Origin of the sequence: Amphritea atlantica (assembly GCF_024347255.1) — a bacterium.
Classification (GTDB): domain Bacteria; phylum Pseudomonadota; class Gammaproteobacteria; order Pseudomonadales; family Balneatricaceae; genus Amphritea; species Amphritea atlantica.
This window is the reverse complement of the sequence record NZ_AP025284.1, coordinates 4,105,602-4,124,946: the sequence shown is the minus strand read 5'-3', so window position 1 is coordinate 4,124,946 and position 19,345 is coordinate 4,105,602. Positions and strand designations below refer to the sequence as shown.

General features: G+C 52.0%; 22 protein-coding genes. 12 read left to right on the top strand and 10 right to left on the bottom strand.

Annotation, left to right across the window (positions count from 1 at the left end; all coding sequences use genetic code 11):
* Position 1: 1 nt before the first annotated feature.
* Positions 2–1,327, bottom strand: a complete 1,326-nt coding sequence (locus OCU43_RS19170) for an efflux RND transporter periplasmic adaptor subunit (RefSeq protein ID WP_091361110.1) — start codon at positions 1,325–1,327, stop codon at positions 2–4.
* A gap of 150 nt (positions 1,328–1,477) precedes the next feature.
* Between OCU43_RS19170 and OCU43_RS19165 the strand changes: the two genes are divergently transcribed.
* Genes OCU43_RS19165 through OCU43_RS19155 form a run of 3 tightly spaced genes read left to right on the top strand, consistent with a single transcriptional unit; the run spans position 1,478 to position 4,010 of the window.
* On the top strand, positions 1,478–2,344 hold the full coding sequence (locus tag OCU43_RS19165) for an alpha/beta fold hydrolase (protein ID WP_091361112.1): 867 nt from the start codon (positions 1,478–1,480) through the stop codon (positions 2,342–2,344).
* Positions 2,344–3,342, top strand: coding sequence for a hypothetical protein (locus OCU43_RS19160; RefSeq protein ID WP_091361113.1), 999 nt, complete (start codon positions 2,344–2,346; stop codon positions 3,340–3,342). Before OCU43_RS19165 ends, OCU43_RS19160 begins: the two co-directional genes overlap by 1 nt.
* Positions 3,343–3,362: 20 nt before the next feature.
* Positions 3,363–4,010: a DUF2959 domain-containing protein gene (locus OCU43_RS19155; protein ID WP_091361115.1), complete on the top strand. Its 648-nt coding sequence runs from the start codon at positions 3,363–3,365 to the stop codon at positions 4,008–4,010.
* 48 nt (positions 4,011–4,058) lie between these two features.
* Here the strand turns inward: OCU43_RS19155 and OCU43_RS19150 are convergent, their stop codons facing one another.
* The 4 genes from OCU43_RS19150 to OCU43_RS19135 are packed head-to-tail and all read right to left on the bottom strand — an operon-like array spanning position 4,059 to position 8,689.
* Positions 4,059–4,760: a hypothetical protein gene (locus OCU43_RS19150; RefSeq protein WP_091361116.1), complete on the bottom strand. Its 702-nt coding sequence runs from the start codon at positions 4,758–4,760 to the stop codon at positions 4,059–4,061.
* Positions 4,757–7,399 (bottom strand): MlaD family protein, encoded by a 2,643-nt coding sequence (locus OCU43_RS19145; RefSeq protein ID WP_091361118.1) that lies wholly within the window; start codon positions 7,397–7,399, stop codon positions 4,757–4,759. Before OCU43_RS19145 ends, OCU43_RS19150 begins: the two co-directional genes overlap by 4 nt.
* A complete protein-coding gene (locus OCU43_RS19140) occupies positions 7,396–8,061 on the bottom strand; it encodes a paraquat-inducible protein A (RefSeq protein ID WP_091361119.1) in 666 nt (221 codons plus the stop codon). The genes OCU43_RS19145 and OCU43_RS19140 overlap by 4 nt, the downstream gene beginning before the upstream one ends.
* Complete coding sequence (locus OCU43_RS19135) at positions 8,054–8,689, bottom strand: paraquat-inducible protein A (RefSeq protein WP_091361121.1); 636 nt, start codon at positions 8,687–8,689, stop codon at positions 8,054–8,056. The genes OCU43_RS19140 and OCU43_RS19135 overlap by 8 nt, the downstream gene beginning before the upstream one ends.
* A gap of 36 nt (positions 8,690–8,725) precedes the next feature.
* Between OCU43_RS19135 and OCU43_RS19130 the strand changes: the two genes are divergently transcribed.
* The 5 genes from OCU43_RS19130 to OCU43_RS19110 all read left to right on the top strand — a co-directional run bounded on the left by OCU43_RS19130 (position 8,726) and on the right by OCU43_RS19110 (position 11,735).
* Complete coding sequence (locus OCU43_RS19130) at positions 8,726–9,610, top strand: fructosamine kinase family protein (RefSeq protein ID WP_091361123.1); 885 nt, start codon at positions 8,726–8,728, stop codon at positions 9,608–9,610.
* Positions 9,611–9,674: 64 nt separating this feature from the next.
* Positions 9,675–10,328, top strand: a complete 654-nt coding sequence (gene pdxH / locus OCU43_RS19125) for a pyridoxamine 5'-phosphate oxidase (protein WP_091361124.1) — start codon at positions 9,675–9,677, stop codon at positions 10,326–10,328.
* A 20-nt stretch (positions 10,329–10,348) separates the two neighbouring features.
* Entirely contained in the window at positions 10,349–11,032 is a 684-nt protein-coding gene (locus tag OCU43_RS19120) for an alpha/beta hydrolase (RefSeq protein ID WP_091361126.1), read from the top strand.
* A complete protein-coding gene (locus tag OCU43_RS19115) occupies positions 11,033–11,503 on the top strand; it encodes an FKBP-type peptidyl-prolyl cis-trans isomerase (RefSeq protein WP_091361128.1) in 471 nt (156 codons plus the stop codon).
* 40 nt (positions 11,504–11,543) lie between these two features.
* Positions 11,544–11,735 (top strand): YqaE/Pmp3 family membrane protein, encoded by a 192-nt coding sequence (locus OCU43_RS19110; protein ID WP_091361130.1) that lies wholly within the window; start codon positions 11,544–11,546, stop codon positions 11,733–11,735.
* Between the two features lie 212 nt (positions 11,736–11,947).
* Here the strand turns inward: OCU43_RS19110 and OCU43_RS19105 are convergent, their stop codons facing one another.
* Positions 11,948–12,205, bottom strand: a complete 258-nt coding sequence (locus tag OCU43_RS19105) for a hypothetical protein (RefSeq protein WP_091361132.1) — start codon at positions 12,203–12,205, stop codon at positions 11,948–11,950.
* A 635-nt stretch (positions 12,206–12,840) separates the two neighbouring features.
* On the opposite strand from OCU43_RS19105, the gene OCU43_RS19100 reads away from it, so the two are divergent.
* Positions 12,841–12,963, top strand: a complete 123-nt coding sequence (locus OCU43_RS19100) for a hypothetical protein (RefSeq protein WP_261832950.1) — start codon at positions 12,841–12,843, stop codon at positions 12,961–12,963.
* Between the two features lie 55 nt (positions 12,964–13,018).
* On the opposite strand, the gene OCU43_RS19095 is transcribed toward OCU43_RS19100, so the two are convergent.
* Both OCU43_RS19095 and OCU43_RS19090 read right to left on the bottom strand, forming a co-directional pair.
* Positions 13,019–14,140: a GGDEF domain-containing protein gene (locus OCU43_RS19095; protein ID WP_091361134.1), complete on the bottom strand. Its 1,122-nt coding sequence runs from the start codon at positions 14,138–14,140 to the stop codon at positions 13,019–13,021.
* Between the two features lie 216 nt (positions 14,141–14,356).
* Positions 14,357–14,899, bottom strand: a complete 543-nt coding sequence (locus OCU43_RS19090; RefSeq protein ID WP_091361136.1) for a carboxymuconolactone decarboxylase family protein — start codon at positions 14,897–14,899, stop codon at positions 14,357–14,359.
* Between the two features lie 121 nt (positions 14,900–15,020).
* Between OCU43_RS19090 and OCU43_RS19085 the strand changes: the two genes are divergently transcribed.
* From OCU43_RS19085 to OCU43_RS19075, 3 genes are all read left to right on the top strand, one after another.
* On the top strand, positions 15,021–15,620 hold the full coding sequence (locus OCU43_RS19085; RefSeq protein ID WP_091361138.1) for a TetR/AcrR family transcriptional regulator: 600 nt from the start codon (positions 15,021–15,023) through the stop codon (positions 15,618–15,620).
* 112 nt (positions 15,621–15,732) lie between these two features.
* A complete protein-coding gene (locus OCU43_RS19080; protein WP_139203219.1) occupies positions 15,733–16,239 on the top strand; it encodes a hypothetical protein in 507 nt (168 codons plus the stop codon).
* 190 nt (positions 16,240–16,429) lie between these two features.
* Positions 16,430–17,554, top strand: a complete 1,125-nt coding sequence (locus OCU43_RS19075; RefSeq protein ID WP_091361144.1) for a GGDEF domain-containing protein — start codon at positions 16,430–16,432, stop codon at positions 17,552–17,554.
* 59 nt (positions 17,555–17,613) lie between these two features.
* On the opposite strand, the gene OCU43_RS19070 is transcribed toward OCU43_RS19075, so the two are convergent.
* Together OCU43_RS19070 and bufB are read right to left on the bottom strand one after the other, a co-directional pair.
* Positions 17,614–18,432, bottom strand: coding sequence for an HvfC/BufC N-terminal domain-containing protein (locus OCU43_RS19070; RefSeq protein ID WP_091361146.1), 819 nt, complete (start codon positions 18,430–18,432; stop codon positions 17,614–17,616).
* A complete protein-coding gene (bufB, locus tag OCU43_RS19065) occupies positions 18,429–19,292 on the bottom strand; it encodes an MNIO family bufferin maturase (RefSeq protein ID WP_091361148.1) in 864 nt (287 codons plus the stop codon). Before bufB ends, OCU43_RS19070 begins: the two co-directional genes overlap by 4 nt.
* Positions 19,293–19,345: the final 53 nt, after the last annotated feature.

Genomic DNA, 19,345 nt, shown 5'->3' with positions numbered 1-19,345 from the left:
CTTACTCCGTCCCGGCGGCTGATGCGGGTTTGGTATCAGGCGTTGGCTCAGCCGCAGCCTGACTGCCTGCAACCTCAACCAGCAGTCCGGTCATCGCATTGGGGAGCTGCGTGGCCAGTATGGGTTCGCCGGGCTGGATCGTCGCGCTGCGAACCAGCACTTTCGACTCGCCCTGACTGTCGCGAAGGTCGCCTACCCGCTCAATGGTGACGCCCTGCAGACGATTGTCTTTTACGGTGTAGATCCGGTCGGTGCCAAAAATCGCCTGCGGCGGCAGTGCCAGCAGGTTATCCTGCTCCGGCATGGTCAGTCTCAGCGACAGAGAACGCCCCGGCTCGCCACGATAATCCCCGGAATCGATGCGGAACAGTGCGTCTACCCCGGCACTGCCGCTCTCGACTGCGGCGGCAAAACGCGCCAGTGTCAGTTTAAGGGGCTGACCATCGAGGGTGGCTGTGGCGATAATCTGTTTGCCATGTTTCAGCTGTTGGTGTAACTGCGGCAGGTAGCGACTGGGAACCTGCGAACGCACTTCAAGGGTGTCGGTTGCATACAGTGTCAGCAGCGGGTCTCCGCTGCGAACCCGCTCACCGGCGGCGATGTTAACCTCAGCGACGCGGCCACTGAAGGGGGCGGTTATCTGGCTGCGTTCCAGGTCGAGGGCGGCACTGTCTCGCTGTGCGGTTGCCTGCTTCAGCTGGGCCTCCAGCTGGGCCAGCTGGTTAGGGTAGTCATCGATCGACTGTTGACGGCTGTTAAGGGACAGCGCCTGCTGCTGCTTGGTTCTGCGGGCATCATCCAGCTGGTTCTGGCTGGCCAGGCTGCGGCTGCTAAGGTCCTGATAGCGTTCCAGGGTGCGCTGAGTAAGTGAGACCAGTTCCTGCTCTATTTTCAGTGCTTTCAGGTTGGCCTGGTAACGCACCTTTTCTGCGTCAATCAGCGCTTCAATCCGGTCAACCTCGGCCTGTTTCTGCGACAGCAGTAATGACGCATCGCGGTTATCAAGCTGAATCAGTAGCTGCCCCGCATCGACAGAGTCCCCTTCGGCGGTGAGGCGTTGTTCCACATAGGCGTTGATCGATGAGGAAAGGGTGCTGCTGGAGGGCGATTCTATCCGGCCATACAGTGACAGCTGAGGCGAGTAGTGTGCGGGTTGCGCCTCGATAACCCTGACCGTCCAGACCTTCTCTTTGGCCGGGCGGGAGGGGGCGGTTGGCCGGGTGAGTATCAGCGTCAGAAATATCGCCACAGCACCCAGCAGAATCAGCACAGACAGTAGCCAGTGCTTGTGTTTTTGGTAAAACGATTGTGTCTGCTGTTCAGCCATTACCCGTCCATCTGTAAGCCGTAGTTATTAGATTAGCAAATCATAATACATCTGTTCTGGTCAGTAAGCAGGTTTGTGTGGCTCTTTACAATTCTTTACCAGATGTTAGCTTTACGTTATTGGCTGCGTTTCAGATGACAGGAGAGAGTTATGCGAACCCGATCAGTAATGGCGCTCAACCCTCAGGGGTTTCACCGGGTGGTGTATCACGAATGGGGCAGTGCTGATAATGACCGGGTGCTGGTGTGTGTCCATGGACTGGCGCGTAACAGCCGTGATTTCGATGAGCTGGCCCGGGCGTTAGCACGGGACTATCGGGTGGTGTGCCCGGATATGCCCGGGCGGGGGGAAAGCGACTGGCTGGCACCGGGAATCAATTATGATATCCCCCGTTACATGAGCGATATAACGACCCTGCTGGCCCGGCTGGATGTCGACCAGGTTGACTGGATTGGCACCTCGATGGGGGGCATAATCGGTACCTGCCTGGCGGCACTGCCTGATTCGCCGATTCGTTCGCTGGTGTTGAATGATGTGGGATGTTTTATTGGCAAAGCCGCACTACAACGGATTTCACAGTATCTGGGTGATCATCGTTTCAGCTCGCTGGCAGAGCTGGAACAGTATATGCGCACCACCTATACCGCTTACCAGGGACTGAGTGACCGGCAGTGGCAACATCTGGTCCGCTATGGTCACCGGACGCTGGCAGAAAATCAGTACGGGCTGCACTACGATCCCAGGATTGCAGAGCAGAGCCGCGAGATAGAGGACCAGGATATCGATCTGGAACCCATCTGGCGGCAGGTAAACTGTCCTCAGATGCTGATCTGGGGCGATCAGTCGGATGTGTTGACCCCCGACACTGTGACACGGATGCAGCAGCTGCGTCCTGATCTCCATCTGTACCGGATTAAGGGGATGACCCATGCGCCATCACTGATGGAAAGTGAACAGATAAACGCGATACAGCAGTGGTTACGAGACAACCGGATTAAACATCAGGGAGCAACATAATGAGTTCACTTTGTAGCTGGCCATCGGACCAGCTGTGCCTGACAGCGGAGGCCCGGGAGCAAGCCGTGCGTCGGGTTGAAAAAGCGTTCGCCCTGACGCTGGAATCACTTAAGGTCGATATTGGGCTGGTTGAACTTCTGGAGTCGATCTATGTGCCGCTGGGCGCCTGGCTGGTAGCGCGCAAAAATCAGCAGCAGGGACCGCTGGTGGTGGGTATCAATGGCGCCCAGGGGGCCGGTAAATCCACCCTGTTCAATCTGCTCGAGGTGATTCTCGAAGAGGGCTTCGATCTGAAAGTGGTGGGTCTGTCGATCGATGATCTCTATAAGACCCGGGAGGACCGCGAAGCACTCGCCCATGCGGTACATCCATTACTTAAAACCCGCGGCGTGCCCGGCACCCACGATGTTGAGCTGGGTATCGAACTGATTCGCGGGTTGAAAGGAGAGTTTGGCGATGACGGCCGCAACGTCAAAATTCCGGTCTTCGATAAATCGATAGATGACCGCTGCCCAACTGCATTATGGCAGGAGTGGCAGGGGGAAGCGGATGTTATCGTGCTGGAGGGCTGGTGTGTGGGTGCCTCCGCCCAGTCGCAGAGCCAGTTAGCCGAGTCGGTTAACGATCTGGAGCGTAGTGAAGATCCCCTGGGGTTCTGGCGGGGCTATGTTAATCAGCAGCTGGAGAGCAGCTACAAAGAGCTGTTCGATATGATCGATGTGCTGATTATGCTGAAAGTGCCGAGCATGGAGTCGGTGTTTGAGTGGCGCTCGCAGCAGGAGAAAAAACTGGCGGAAAGAGTGCGCTATTTTTACGATACTCAGCAACCTACACAACACCTGCGGATTATGAACGAGCGGGAGATCCGGCGCTTTATTCAGCACTATGAACGACTCACCCGCAATATGCTGGAAGAGATGCCGGGCCGGGCCGATGTCTGTCTGGAGCTGAATCAGAACCATAAAATCGGTAATATCCGCATCAACAAACCGTTGTAAAACAGTGTTAAGGGAATCAGATGAAACGTATTGTGCTGGCCTGTGTGTTGCTTCTGCCACCGCTCGTACTGAGTGGCTGCCAGAGCGCCTATTATTCGGCGATGGAGAAAGTGGGGATTCATAAACGGGATATTCTGGTGGACCGGGTTGAAGATACCCGGGCGGCTCAGGATGATGCTCAGGCGGAGTTTGTCTCTGCACTGGAGCAGTTCCGTACTGTGGTGAACTTTGAAGGGGGCGAACTGGAGTCGGTGTATAACGATATGCAGTCTGCCTATGATGATAGTGAAGCGGCGGCGGAGTCGGTCAGTGATAATATCCGTCAGGTAGAGGATGTTGCCGAAGCGCTGTTTGATGAGTGGCAGGGGGAGCTGGATCAGTACACCAATACCAAACTGCGTAATCAGAGTGCCCAGACCCTGAAAGAGACCAAATCCCGTTATCACGCATTGCATACAAGTCTTAAACGTGCGGAAGCCAAAATGCAGCCGGTATTGGCCGCCCTGAAAGACAACACCCTGTTCCTCAAGCATAACCTCAATGCCCGGGCGATTGGCTCGCTGAAAGGGGAGTTTGGTGGCATTAAACGGGATATCGACCGCTTGCTGGCCGAGATGCAACGCTCCATTAAGGCATCAGATCAGTTCATCAGAGAGATGCAGCAATAACCGCCGTTGTCGGTGCGTGAAAGGGATGTTGTGCGCTTGATACACCCCTCAGATAGGCAAAAATGTCATTGAGGCGGCACTCTGCACCACCCGGGTAATATTACGGTTGGTGGTGTCTGCGATCAGCAGCGCCATCATATCCTGCAGGCTGATCAGCTTTCCAAACAGACGCTCATAACTGAGATTGCGGATACCATTCTCAGAAACGCCATTACTGAGAATATAGCGTTCCCCCGTGCTGTTTCTGCGGTTGTTCAGTTGCCAGGCAACTGTCTCCAGGTTCCGGGCACTGTTGTACAGTTTCTGCTGATCGATCTCGTCGAGCAGGAAAAATTCATCCTGATAGTTGTAGGCGGCAAACAACATACTGCTGAGTCCTGCCATTAGTGCGAAGACCCGGTCGCCCGGGTACTCTTCACTGAAACTGAGCGTGATCGCCTTAGTACTTTTAGCGCCATTAAGCTCGGTAAAGCCTTTGATTCGCTGATTGCTGAAGATCTGTGCGATACGCTTCTTTACCGTGGTGCCCGGAGGGGCTTTTGCCAGCTCCCGGGGGTTACGTTTATACAGTTTTATCGTCAGCTCACGGCAGAGTTTGTGAACCTCTTTGATATGCATGTCGGTGACACTGTCGATATCACTTTTCGCCAGATTACTGAGTTTGAAGTTGCTGGCAGAGTTGGTTGCGCAGCCGCCCAGTAATAGCAGCGAGCTGATCAGACAGGCCAGTAGCAGTGAGTGAAGTCTCACGTGTCCGGCTCCTCTTCAAGCAGTTCAAACTGATAGCCGGAGCTGACCGGCTGGGCATTATCCTCCGGTGTACTGAAGGCGATACCGCCCTGAACCAGGCTTTCCAGATTGGTGGTTTCCACTTTTAATCCCTTAAAAATTCCAAACTCAGCATCAATGCCGCCAATATTCCAGAATTTGCTGGCCTTGGTTACCAGCTTGCTATAGCGGCTTTTAATATTCACAAAGAGCTTCACCCGGTGACCGTCATCGCTCAGTTCATAACCGGATACATAACCAACCGGCATGCCCCGATAGTAGATATTACTATTGATATCGATAGCGCCGAGTTGTTCCGTTTGCAGCACAATATTCAGGCCCGGCAGGTTGCGCTCCGCCGGGCTCTCCGGTAAACCGGTGAAGCTAAGCTGTCGTTCGCCGCTGCCTGGTAGCGCCTCGATATGGTTTCCGGCAATCAGGGTTTCCGGATAATCCACGCCGGACAGGTTGATCCGTGCGGCGGCGATCCAGAAACGGGAGCCCTGGCGGGCCAGCAGCGCCCCCTCTTCGGTGAGAGCGATCTTTGTTTCGGCACTGCCCTGACTATCGAGCAGCCGGACCTGTTCGACCCTGCCCATTATCAGACCTTTGAAGTAGACATTTGCGCCGACGGTAATATTGGGCCCCGCCGGAAAAGTCACGGTGATATCGGGCCCCTTTTGCAGCGCTTTACTGCGGGTGTTATAGAGTTTAAACAGCTGACGGCGGACGGCGGCTTTGCCATGGTCGCTGAGATTGTCAAAGGCGATTCCACCCCGCAGCAGCGTCTGCATCGATTCACTGTGTATCTTTACGCCACTGCGGCTGAGGCTGGCATCCACGCCACTGGCATTCCAGAAACGGCTCTGGTCGGTGACCAGGTGGCGGTAGGGTTTATCGATCAACAGGTGAACAATGACGCTGTCATCATCTGCCAGGGCGTAGTAACTGATAGTGCCGACAGGGAGTTGTTTATACAGCACTGGCGCTCCGCTGGTGAGCGAACCGAGCGTGTCGGCTTGCACCCGAATCGCCAGCTTATCTGCATTCTCCTTATACAGTAGACGTCCCTGTTTACTGGCATTGTCAAAGTTGCGAAACAGATGAAACGGGTGCTCCTGACCGACGCTTTGCTGATCTTTGGTATCGGGGGTGAAAAATCCGATGCCACCATTGATTACACTGCTCAGCGAGCCACTTTCGAACTCAACACCATCAACATCCGCTTTCAGATGGATGCCACTTTCTTCCCAGAACCGACTGTTGTGTTTGACCAGACCGGCGTACTGCTCTTTGATGGTGGCATAGATCAGAACTTTGGTTCCATCCGGGTTGAGCTCATAGCCGCTGACCTCACCCACCGGAATCTGACGGTACATTACCGGAGAGCCGTAATCGAGGGACCCCAGCCGATCACTTTCCAGGCGGATATTGAGGCCGGAGATCGCGGGCCGGTGGGCCGGCGGCGTATTCAGGGCGGTGAAGTTAAACTGCGCTTCACCGGTGCCCGGTTGCAGGATGATGGCGGACCCCTGAATCAGGTCGCCAATGTTTTGCAGCCGGGTGAGTGACAGCTTGGGTTTCGGCAGCCAGAACTGACTGCCGGAGCGTAACAGCGGTCTGGCTCTGGGATCGATCAATAGCCGGGCATTGAGGGTTTGCAGGTCTTCGCTCAGCTGCAGACTTTGCACCCGGCCAATCTGAATCCCCTCACTGATGACCCGGGTGCCCTCATGGACACTGGTACGCGCCGGAAACTGAACATTGACCACAATACCATCCTCCGCCGCTTCGAAATCGGCAAACAGGTGGAACTTATGATCCGGCGTCAGCACCGATGTGTCATCCGGTGGCGTGTAGAAACTGATCCCTCCGGCAATAATTGCTGCCAGAGAGCCAAAGCGCAGGTCTACCCGTGACAGGTTGGCTTTGAGGCTGATACCACTGGCGTTCCAGAAACGGGTGTTATCGGTGATCAGATGACGGTATGGCGGCTCGATAAACAGTTCGATGCGGATCTGTTCGGCATTGTCGGTGAGACCGAAATTGATCACCTCGCCGACCTCTATCTGGCGGTAATAGACTTTTGCGCCGCGCTGTATCGACTGTGCGGAGTCGGCTAGTAATGACAGGTAGAGCCCCTGGCGGTCTTTGAGGGGCGGGGCCGGTTCATTATCAGCGATAAAGCTGAAACGCTCTTTACCCTGACCCGGTTGCAACTCGATATAGTAACCGGACAGTAGAGTATCCAGGCCTTTTACGCCGCTGAGGGAGATCTGTGGCTTGACCAGCCAGAAACGGGTGCCATCGACCAGGATCTCAGATGCCTCCTTCTCCATCTCGATGATGGCGGTAACACTTTTCAGGTCTTCATTCAGTTTCAGGCTTTTAATTTTGCCTGTTGGCAGACCCCGGTACATCACTTTGGTAACACCGGCCTCAAGGCCTTCAGCCGTTTCAAACTGTACCTCAATCATAATACCGGCGTCCTGATAGTTTTTTACTACCAGCCAGCCGGCGATAATGGCGGCCAGGAAGGGTAGCAGCCAGACTACAGAGGGGCCACGGTGGCGCTTTATCGATGGCGTTACAGGCGCATTATCCGCTTGAGGGGTGCTCATTGTTCATCCTTTTTATCGCTCACGCCGGAGGGCAGATCCGGCTTCCTGTTATCCCAAATCAGCCGTGTATCGAAGCTGAGTGCAGAAAACATCGTTAACAGCACAACGACGGCAAAGGCGGTGGCGCCATCGTTACCTTCAATATGGGCAATATTCCCCAGTTGCACCAGCGCGACCAGTATACCGATAACAAAAATATCCAGCATTGACCAGCGGCCTATCCACTCGACGATACGGAACATAATGGTTTTCTGGCGCAGGTTGGTCTGCAAACGAAATTGAACCGTGCAGAGTAAAATCGTCATGGCAATAATCTTCAATACCGGCACCACAATGCTGGCGATCAACACCACCAGACCGATCAACAGCATATCCTGTTCCAGCAGATGGAGTATACCGCCGAGAATGGTGTTTGGCTCGCCCTGGCCGAAGGATTTGAAGGTCATGATAGGTAACAGGTTGGCGGGCAGGAACAGCAATACGGCGGCCAGCAGGCTGGCCCAGCTAAGGCTTAATGAGTTAGGAATACGACTGTGTAAGCGGGCTCCGCAGCGATCACAGTGGGCTCCCTCCTGGCTGATACTGTGCAGTTTTTCACAATCGGTGCACAGCAGATAACCACGCTCACGGGCTGAATGGTACTGGGGCAGGTGGTCAGCCATCGGTATTGTCCTGCTGGCGATGCTGATGGATCTCATGCCAGATCTGGTGGGGGTTAAAAAAAATACTGTTGAGGGTGATCACCAGAATCAGTGCGCCGAGGCTGTAAAGCCCCAGGCCGATATCCAGGTCAGCGATATCTTTCAGTTTGATAATGGATATCAACACCCCGAGCAGGAAAATCTCCAGCATCCCCCAGCCCCGCAGATGCTGATAGCTGTGCATCGCCTGCCGTAACAGTCGCCCTTGCCATCGGTAGTGCAGAGTGAAACTGATGTAGAACAGGGCGATTAACTGGAACAGAGGCACGACCACCGCGAATAGCAAAATCAACAGGGCCACCAGTGGCAGACCGCCTTCGTAGAGCGACATCGCACTCTGGAGAATAATTTCGCTCTGGCTCTGGCCAAATACCTGCAGGCTGAGAATGGGAAACAGGTTGGCGGGAATAAACAGAATCAGACCCGCGACGGATAGCGCCAGCAGGCGTTCAATGCAGTTGTTGGTGGTGTAATATAAACGGGCATGACAACGGGGACAGATAACATCCTCGCCGGGCTGACTCGCGACCCGTTCCAGCAGCAGATCACATTCGTGACATGCGATCAGTTGTTCAGGTGTGCCATGCATAGAGGTATAGACCGTTACTAAAACAGAACTCAGAGTATGCCAGATTTGTTACCTGAACCCATAGTCAAATGGATCAAGCAGCAATCGTTACAGCTAACCTCAACTCAGGCGCTGTCGGGTGGTTGTGTTGCCGATATTCGCAAACTGACTCTGCACAGTCAGCAGGGGGACTGTCTTGAGCTGGTGTTGAAGCAGATGTCGGGCAGCTCAGCGGAACAGCTGGCGGCAGAGGCGTCCGGTTTGCAGGCGCTTCGTCTGCCCGGTGACGCTGCGCTAAGAGTGCCGGAGGTGGTATGGCAGGAAGGGAACTGTTTGCTGCTGGAATACCTCCCGACGGCTGTTCCGGCTGAGGATTTTGCGGTTCAGCTGGGGATAGGTCTGGCGTTGCAGCACCGGTCAGGCAGCGTCAACAGGGGATTTGGTTTTGACACCGATACCTTTTGTGGTGGCACCCGGCAACCCAATCGCTGGCAGGCGGATGGCACTGTTTTCTACGCACAACAGCGTTATCAGGTGCTGGCAGAGCAGAATTTGCAACGCAATCGTATCTCATCGGGGTTGTTTGAGCAGATGTTACGGCTGTGCGACAGACTTTCTGAGCTGGTGCCTTGTCAGCCTGCGGTGTTGCTGCATGGGGATCTCTGGTCGGGGAATGTTATCTGCGGTCCCAGGGGCGAACCGGCGCTGATCGATCCGGCGGTTTATTATGGCTGGGCAGAAGCGGAACTGGCGATGACCCGGATGTTTGGCGGTTTCAGTGAGCGTTTTTATCAGGTCTACGAGGCTCATAGTGATGTTCTGCCAGACTGGCGAGAGCGTGTTGAGCTTTATAATCTCTATCACTATCTGAATCATCTGTTGCTGTTTGGCGATGGCTATCACCGTGATGTTGAACGCATTGTGAAGTACTATAGCGGCTGAAGTGCCTGTATCAGCCTGATCTGATACAGGGGGATGACACCGTCAATTAATTTTCAGGTTCTCTATGAGTCAATCCGATCAGGGCGATTTTAAAGCCCTGCGCCGTGAATATGAGGCGCACCCTCTTAACCGTTCCGATCTGGCCGCTGATCCGGTGCAGCAGTTTGCTGACTGGATGCAAACGGCTACCGAATACCGTCCCGATGATGCTACCTCGATGACTCTGGCCACCGCTAGTGCGTCGGGTATGCCCTCTGCACGAATCGTTCTGCTGAAGCATTTTGGCGCTGAAGGCTTTGCCTGGTATACCGACTATCGCAGCCACAAAGGGCAGGAGCTGGCAGACAATCCACAGGCGGCGTTGATGTTTTACTGGTATGGGCTGGAACGGCAGGTGCGGATTCAGGGTCGGGTAGAAAAACTTTCTGCTGCAGAAGGGCAACGTTATTTTAACGAGCGTCCGGTTGGCAGCCGTATCAGTGCTGCGATTTCTCATCAGAGTGCCGTTGTCGATAGCCGTGAAACACTGGAGCAGGCCGTCACAGAGTTACAACAGCAGCATCCAGAGGGTGATATCCCTTATCCTGAATTCTGGGGTGGCTATCGTCTGATTCCCAGCTATTTTGAATTCTGGCAGGGACGGGCAAGCCGCCTGCATGACCGCTTCAGCTATACGCTGGTGGACGGTCAGTGGCAGATCGATCGTCTCTCACCCTGAACCCCGACGGAGCTTAACGGATGACAGAACAACGACTCTCCTGTGTTGAAGTCGAACCCGCGCAACCCGCCGTTGCCAGTGTGATCTGGTTGCATGGGCTGGGTGCCGACGGACATGATTTCGAACCCGTAGTACCGGCGCTTAATCTGCCGGATACTCTGCCGGTCAGGTTTGTGTTTCCTAATGCGCCGGTGCAACCGGTCACCGTGAATGGGGGCTGGGAGATGCCCGCCTGGTATGACATTCTGGAGATGAAACTGGAGCGTAAGATTGATGTGCAGGGGTTACTTCACTCTGTCAGTCAGATTGAGGCTCTGATCGAGCGCGAAATTGCCCGGGGAGTTCCCTCCGAGCGGATTGTGCTGGCCGGTTTCTCTCAGGGCGGTGCCGTGGCGTACCATACCGCGTTATGCTGTGACAGGCCGCTGGCGGGTCTGTTGACCCTGTCTACCTATGTGGCCACTGCCGGGCTGATTAAGCAGCATCAAAGCGATGCTAACCGGACGATACCCATTGCGATCCATCATGGCAGTGAAGATGACGTGGTGCCCATCACTCTGGGGACTCAGGCTGTTGAGCTGTTGCAGCAACTGGCATATCAGCCGGAATGGCATCGCTGGCCTGTTGATCACGGTCTGTGTCTGCCCGAGGTAGAAGCGATCGGTATCTGGCTGACAAACATATTAACCATGGAAACGAACTAAATGAAGATCAGCGATAATTGCTATGTTGAGATCCACTTCACCCTCAATAACGAGGATAACGAAGTGGTGGATAGCTCTCTGGGCGGCGAACCACTGCCTTATATCCATGGCATGAAAAATATCATTCCCGGCCTGGAGCAGGCGCTGGAAGGGCGGGTTGCAGGCGATAAATTCAGCGTCACAATCAAGCCTGAACTGGGCTATGGCGAGCGGGATGAGGATAAGGTCAGCATTATTGATGCTGAATCTTTTGCCGGTTTTGACCAGATCGAGGAGGGGTTGTTGTGCCAGATTGAGGGTGAAGATGGTTCGCCTCAGCTGGTGACAATCACCCATATCGATGAAGAAGAGGGTGAAGTGACGATCGATGCAAACCACCCGTTTGCCGGTCAGATACTGAACTTTTCAGTCGAAGTGATGCAGGTGCGTAGCGCTACAGAAGCGGAGCTGCGGGACGGCTTAACCGGTTAACATTCACTGTACAGAGTAAGCGAAAAAAGGAGATTTAATTATGCGATTGTTGTTAGCGCTGTTGCTGCCCTGGCTGCAGTTCTTCACCATTGGCCGCCCCTTTGCGGGTATCATCTGTCTGGTCTTGCAGTTGACGCTGGTCGGCTGGGTACCGGCTGCGATCTGGTCGGTCTACGCCCTGAGTCAGTACAACACCGATAAAAAAATAAAGTCCGCACTCGGCGACAAATAACCGTCGCAGGCCCCTGCGGGTTACCTCCGCGGGCCGGTACCTCTTTATATCTCGTTATTATTGAGGTACCGGGCCATCTACAGTCCTCCGGGCCCCTTCCCCTGCTGTTCAGCGTCAGATCTGCCTGGCAAACCTGTACGCAACAGGACGGCATCCGCCATTCCCGGAGACTGCATTGTGCTAACCGTCTCTGAACGCGACGGTTTGGCAAACTATACTTTTTCCTGCCACTCCATTTCACCGATCTGAACGTTTAGCCACTCAAATCCGATACGTTTGGCCACTGCGGCCGCTCCATCCAGACTTTTGAACTCCCGTTCTTTTCTTGAGCGTTGCAGGTCAAGGGTGAGCACCTCGTTCTGTTTGGTAATGAATTTCAGGCGCCAGCCCCGGGCAATAGAGACCGGAGCAGCCTGACAGGAATCAAACACTCCAGCTTTAAACAGAAGCTTAATTTCTCTCTCTTGCATGATCAATACCCTTTAATTGAAGGTTCTAAATACGATTAAGATTATTATATAACAATTATTGAATAATCAAAAGTTATTTTAGCTATTTTTATATGTATAAGTTGTTGTTTTGAAAGGTTTTTATTTTTGTTTTTCAGGAGGTTTTTGAGCGACAATAGACTTCTTTTAAGGTATTGATTTTATTAGATTTTATTTCTTTGTTCAGGCGGGGGTTGTGATTGTATTTTTCTATTCTTATTTAGTTAAAAATATGTTTTGGCTATTAGTTATGAGTTTTTGATAAGTCATAAATAAATTTAGATTTTTAGCGGTTGATTTGTGTATCCCGGTGACCAATCTGCCGACCCGCGAGGTTGTTGTCTGAGACTGTCTGGCTGAATAACGCTGTGCTGAATGGCGCTGTTATCGCAGTCTGGTGCTGCATGATCAGGCAGCACCAGACTGCAGTGACGTGTATAGCGGGACGTGTGCCTGTCTGAAAGAGTGACCTGAGGGCAGGGGATAGTCAGGCCGCCCGTGAGGGGGCGTTTGAGGAAAATGGTGAATCAATCTACTTATTGAGTTATATCAATATTCGCGAATCGCATCAGGAGTAGTATCAATACCAAGTTTGAAACACAAAAAAGGTAACTGTTATGGATCCGTATCTGTTCGAAACGCTGTGGCCCAGCCTGCTGGGGGTTGCCGGAATGGCTGGCGCCATGATCTGGGCGTTTATCAAAATTCGCAAACTGATGAGCGATGACAGCAAGAAGTAATTCGTTATATCGACAGTAAAGAGGCCGCCATTGCGGCCTTTTTAATGCCTTGAATTCAGAGTGATGGCTGAGCGGTTCTGATACAGTTGCGGCCACTTTGCTTGGCCAGGTATACACCGTTATCGGCGGCTTTTATCAGGTCATCCGGTCCGGCCATTTCCGGGGTGCGGCTGGATATTCCCACACTAACACTACCTTTCCATTCACCCTCTTTTCCGGCCGGTACTCTGAGAGCATTAACGGCCAGGCTCATTTTTTCTGCAACCTGTAACCCGCCTTTCAGGTCTGTATTCGGACAGATAATCAGAAACTCATCACCCCCCAGACGTGCGGTTATATCATCGTTTCGCACCGCGTTTTTCAGTGTATGTGAGAGCTGTCGCAGGACTTCGTCACCAGCATCATGCCCATAAGTATCGTTAATCTGCTTGAAGTAGTCAGCATCGATCATCATGCAGCAAAGCGGGGAGTTGTTTTTATCACTTTCCCCCCAGAGCTGCTCAAATGCCTGCAATGCATGGCGCCGGTTTGGAAGGCCAGTAAGGGCATCCGTGAGAGCGATAACTTCCAGTTTATGATTGGCGTTTTCCAGTTCCCGGGTTCGCTCCTCTACCCGCTGCTCAAGGGTTTGGTTTAGCTTGTACAGTTCATGATTGCGTTCAGAGACCTGTTGAAACAATCCAGTCAGAGCTGCAAGCAAAGGACCCGTCGATGATTCCTGATGTTGTTGCTCTTGTTCAAAGGCATCAGCCGGAGATACGCCTGCTTCAATCTGGCTGATCTGGCGAGCCATCGATTTATCGGTCCCAAGTATATGGTAAGCCAGCCAGTGCACCAGAAACTTCATCACCTTCTCGCAACGGTCCATGGTTGCCGGGGTAATAGACGTGCGCATTTTTTCTACTTCATTGATAAAGTGCTGGTGTGATTCTTTATGAGGAATGAGGTAGCGGGGATCTAAGTCAGCAGCGTCCATAAAGGCCTCTTCTTCGCTGAAGTGGTAATGGGTGTATTCTGTCAGTTCACTGAAAAGCGCTTCAACATCGCTATAGTTTGGAGCTTCCCTTCCAGAAATAAGCTCGCCAAAGCTGTTAATGACATCCACGAGGTGGTGGTGTTGATCATCGATATCGGCAATGCCTGTCAGAAACCCCTGGTCCCAATGAAAAGATTCCATAGTTATGCCCTGAAAGTGTTCTGCTATTAAACTTAAACAAATATTACTCTGATCAGGGGATGGTATATATCCACCAGAAGTCTTGGTATCAATGATCTGAGACGGTTGGGCTGGTTATGTTGAATAATGACTGCAGCACTTTTGAACAAATTAACGGATAGAGATGCGCTATGGGTTGTAAAGGCCAGCGTTATTGGCTGGCCTTGTTGGTGGTTTTTACGCTACAAATGCAGCGAATCGTTCATCGATAGGGGTATCTGCCAGGTGATTGATATAGTTGCTCATTATTTTTTGTGCCAGACCGAGAATGATCTCCAGCAGATGCTTCTGTGTATAACCTGCGGCGTAGAAGGCAGCGATATCCGCTTCATCGACGCGGCCACGATTACGGACAATCAGAAGGGTTGTATCATGGAGAGCCTGGAGCTTTGAGTTCGGCATCGGCTCACGATTACGAAGTGCAGCCGTTAGCTGATCATCAACCTTCATCATCCTGGCAATAGCGGCATGGGCTGGAACGCAGTAGTGACATTCATGCTCAACATTGATCGTTTGCCAGACGACTGTGAGTTCTTCTGCATCAAATGAACTTTCCTGAAACCATTTATGAAGCATCTGGTATGCCTCAAGCACGACAGGAGACTCGGCCATTACTCCATGAAGACTGGGAACAGAGCCAAAGTTTTTTATCGAATTCTGTAAAAGAGGCTGGCTCTCTTCAGGGGCTGTTTCCATGGTATGTATTTTTAAATCGTTCATTTGATCATCCTCAACGGCTGGAATTTATATTTTGAGCAATTGCTCAAAATTAAAGATTATTTGATATTGAGCGATTGTTCAAGTTAGAATTTGAGCAACTGTTCAAATTAAGGTGGCCAGTATGGCGAATGTTGCAAAGTTCAACCGTGAAGATGTTATTCGCAAAGCGATGCTGCTGTTTTGGGAAAAGGGGTTTAATGGCGCTTCAACCCGGGATTTGCAGCAGGCGATCGATATGCGTCCGGGAAGTATTTATGCTGCGTTTGGCAGTAAGGAAAAGCTCTATAGCGAGGCATTAGAATGTTATTCAAAAGAGATGTCGGATATTCTGATGCGTCATATTGCAGAACAGAGATCACCTTTGGCGGGGCTGGAAAGGTTCTTCCAGAATGTGGTGGTTGACCAGCGGGATTCAAATCCAAGTGAAGTGTGTATGCTGGTGAAAACGTTGTCAGAAGTTAATGAACAACATCCTGATTTATTGCAGCTGTCCCGCGAGTTGCTGAAGCGTACTGAAGACCGGTTTACAGACATTTTACAATTGGCACTAAAGCAGGGTGAGTTAGCAGGTCATCCAGATCCACGAATGATAGCGAAGCAGCTTCAGGTGCAGATGATTGGATTGCGTATCTATATGAAAACCAGTGGGAATATGGCATCGGTCAGCGAGTTAATTGCGGGTTTATTTAAATCTATCTCAACCCGGTCAGACCTGAACTGATACGACGACTCCCCTGTTATCATGTTTAAGTACTCAAAATATGTATAGTGGTAACGTCATTCAGGAGCTAAAGGGGCTATAGTTGTTGAAAAATTAGATAGTGTTGTTGGTTATGGTTATCTCTGTTGTCTCTTTTCGTTCTCGTCTTGCCATTCTTCCTCTTTTGTTGGTTCTTTTTGCGCTGTCAGGCTGTAGTGATGAACAACAGGGTGATACACCTACCATTATTTATGAGCAGTTAGAGCCCTCGAACCAGCAAGCCTTCATCCAGCAGATGGTGACTCGTTATCTGATGTTAAGTGACCGTCTGCAACAACAGTATCTGGCTTATAAGGCTGCTAATGATGCTGATGGATTCATTCTGTTCCGTAATAACGAGTGGACGCCGGAATATATAGAGTATAAAACCCACTATGATCAGGTTTTTTACGAGCAGAAAGCCTACATCTATCGGCATCAGCTGGATGGCCTGTTCGATCTGTTTTTTGGCTTGCACAAGTTGTCAGTCCATCTGAAACACAGCCTGCTTGAAAAAGACTGGAAACTGGAACAACAGGTACTGCAAAAGCTGACCGCAGATCAGGCCGCCATAAACCGCTACCTGCTGGTGACACCATAATCAGGGCGCCAGGCAAGGTTCTGCCTGATCGCTGTGGCAGTGTTTAGAATTGACTTTAGCCAATGACCTTATTACTTTGATTAAAGGTAACTGTTGTAGAGGTTACTCTGATCACTCCTTACAGGCTGGCGGGACACCGATAATGTCACTTGCTGGCAAAAGCCATAATATATAATGGTCTGGAGTCCTGATGCATGTGATTGATGGTGTTAAGCAGTTGTTTCAGAGCGCGAACTATAATCGTTCGACTCAGACAGACTATCATCGTTTACAGGTTATTCTTTTTATTGCGCCGATAGCTGCACTGGTGCATATCCTGCTTATCCCTTTTTTTTATTTTACCGGTGTTGAGTTGCTCGCCGGTCTGAATTGTATCAGTGTCCTGTTATGGGTTTACGGCATCCGCTTGAGTAAGCAGTACCGGATTGATCTGGCGATCCAGATTTTCTGCTGCGAAGTCTTGTTACACTCGGTGGTTGTGTCCTACTACCTGGGGCCAGATCCCGGCTTTCAGTATTATCTCTGGTCGATGTCAGCCCTGGCTGTTATGGATACCAGCAGTAGTCGTATTCGGGTGTTTATCACCGCGATTCTGCTGGTTCTGGTTTTTGCGCTGTTGAATGTGGGCCTGTTTGAACCCCTGTTTGAGTTTCCGTTTAGCGAATATCTGCTTTATATGAAACTGGTGAATATGCTGGTGTCGGGCATGCTGTCGATTCTCGCCATTATGATTATGCGGGGATTTCATCTGAATCAGCAAGCCGAACTTAGAAAACTGGCTGACATCGATAGCCTGACCGGTTTGTATAATCGAAGACAGGGAGGAGTACTGCTGGAACAGGCATATCTGCAGGCGCTGAGAAAGAAGCAGCAAATTACTGTTGTCATGGCGGATATCGACCGCTTTAAACAGATCAATGATCGTTATGGCCATGCCGTCGGTGATATTGTGTTGTGCCAGATAGCTGATGCCCTTAAAGCCACTATCCGCAAAAGTGATGCACTGATTCGCTGGGGTGGGGAGGAGTTTCTGATACTGCTATCAGATGCATCCGCCGGGGATGCAGAAACGCTGTTAGAGAAGGTTTATCCGCGGCTGGAACAGTTATATGCTGATGATGAGATTCTCGATTCGCCCGTCACTCTTAGTTTTGGGATAGCGCAATGGTCTGCAGATGAGCCGATTGAGCAGACCATTATGCGCGCGGATAATGCGTTATATGTGAGTAAGCAGGAGGGGCGGAACCGGATCACTCTGGCGGACGGGATGGGGTGTGATAATCCGTTTGTAAACTTAGTGCAAAGCGGTAAGTGAGGCTCAGACTTAAAGATATCACTGCCGGGGGGGCTGCACATCGTCTTTTCTGACTGCGGTTATTCTACCTCCTTAAGGCTGGGCGGTGCGGCTTCATCGGTTAGCTGAGCGATCCAGCCCAGTTCAAGCCAGCGCACTAAAATGTTGAGTAACTCCGCGGCTGCGGTTGCTTCGCCGACCTCGGCTGCTGTGAGTTCTGCCGCTGTGGTGAAGTTGTCTCCCTGAAAGAAACTATGTATTAAGCGTTGTTCCAAAGGGGGCGCGGAGCGAAACTCTGTGAGTCTCTCCCGGTTACGCCAGATGACCCAGCAGGCCGGTTGTGGTGTCGGATCAGGAGGACGCTGTTCGGCCTTGATCGCCTGCCAGATCTCAACACTATTATAATAGCTGGTGAACAGTTGCAGGCTGGGATGAAAGCGCAGCTGCAGCTGAGGCCAGATCTCCGGGGGAAGTTGTTGCAGCGAGCTGACTGCCGCGGTGTCCCGGTCAGGGGCATCGAACGATGATAGTAAGCTGCGTTCAAATTTTGCCAGTTCAGCGATATGGGGGTATTGGCTGAAAAATGAATCCTGCTGCAGATATTCCGGTAACGGGTCACAATAATGGCGGAGCGAGCGGTATCGGCTAGGCACGGCTTCGATATAACCATCCACCATCTGTTCAAACAGATCATCCCCCAGATAGCTGCCCAGCACCGGGTGATCATTATCGATGACTTCCCGCAGGCGCAGTCGGTAGCCACTTTGGTAGATAGACAGACGTTGCTCCGCATTGAGGTTCTGATCGCCGGCGATATGTTCAGTAATCGCCTGATCGCCTGCCAGCAGTGCCGCCATCATCTGTTGCTGGCGCAGATGTAAACGGGTTGAGTGGCTCATCGTGCCTCCAGTGCTGCGACTGGCTTGCCGGACTGTTGGCGGGGCAGTATCCCGGCGGCAATATCGCGGGCGATCTGCAGTTCTTCCACCAGTTGATTCAGCGGCGGAATATTATCGTCCCGCTCAATCATCGTACTGACGGCACCAAAGCGATGCAGGGCCTGGCGATACAGTTCCCATACCGGATCGCAGATATCATGGTCATGGGTATCGATCACATGGGTGCCATAGTCGCTATGACCGGCGAGGTGAAACTGGCGCACCCTATCCGGGTTGATCGAGTTCAGGTAGGTCTGTGCATCAAAATTATGGTTGCGTGAACTGACATAGATATTGTTGATATCCAGCAGCATCAGGCAGTCTGCCCGTTCAACCACCTCACTGTAAAACTCCCACTCGGACATCGCTGATTCGGTATAACTGATATAGCTGGAGACGTTTTCCAGCAACAGCTGTCTGCCCAGTGTTTCCTGCACCTGCATGATTCTTCCGGCGATATGCTCAATCGCCTCTTCAGTGTAGGGCATCGGCAGCAGATCATGACTATTAACGCCTTCCAGACCGGTCCAGCAGAGGTGATCAGAGAGCCATTGTGGTTGTACCTCATTGGCCAGCAGTTTCAGGCGTTGCAGATACTCTTTGTCCAGTGGTTCGGTGGAGCCGATCGACATCGACACGCCGTGCATTACCATCGGGTAGTGCTCTCGAATGGCGTGCAGATAGTATTTGGGTTTGCCTCCGGCAACCATGAAGTTTTCTGAGATAATCTCAAACCAGTCGACATCGGGGCGGGTTTCAAGCACATCATTAAAGTGCTGGGTTCGCAGCCCCAGGCCAAAGCCCAGAAAATGATCGTTCATGGCAACTCCATCAGGTAACTAGATACGCCCCTTACTCGTTGGGAAAGGGGCTT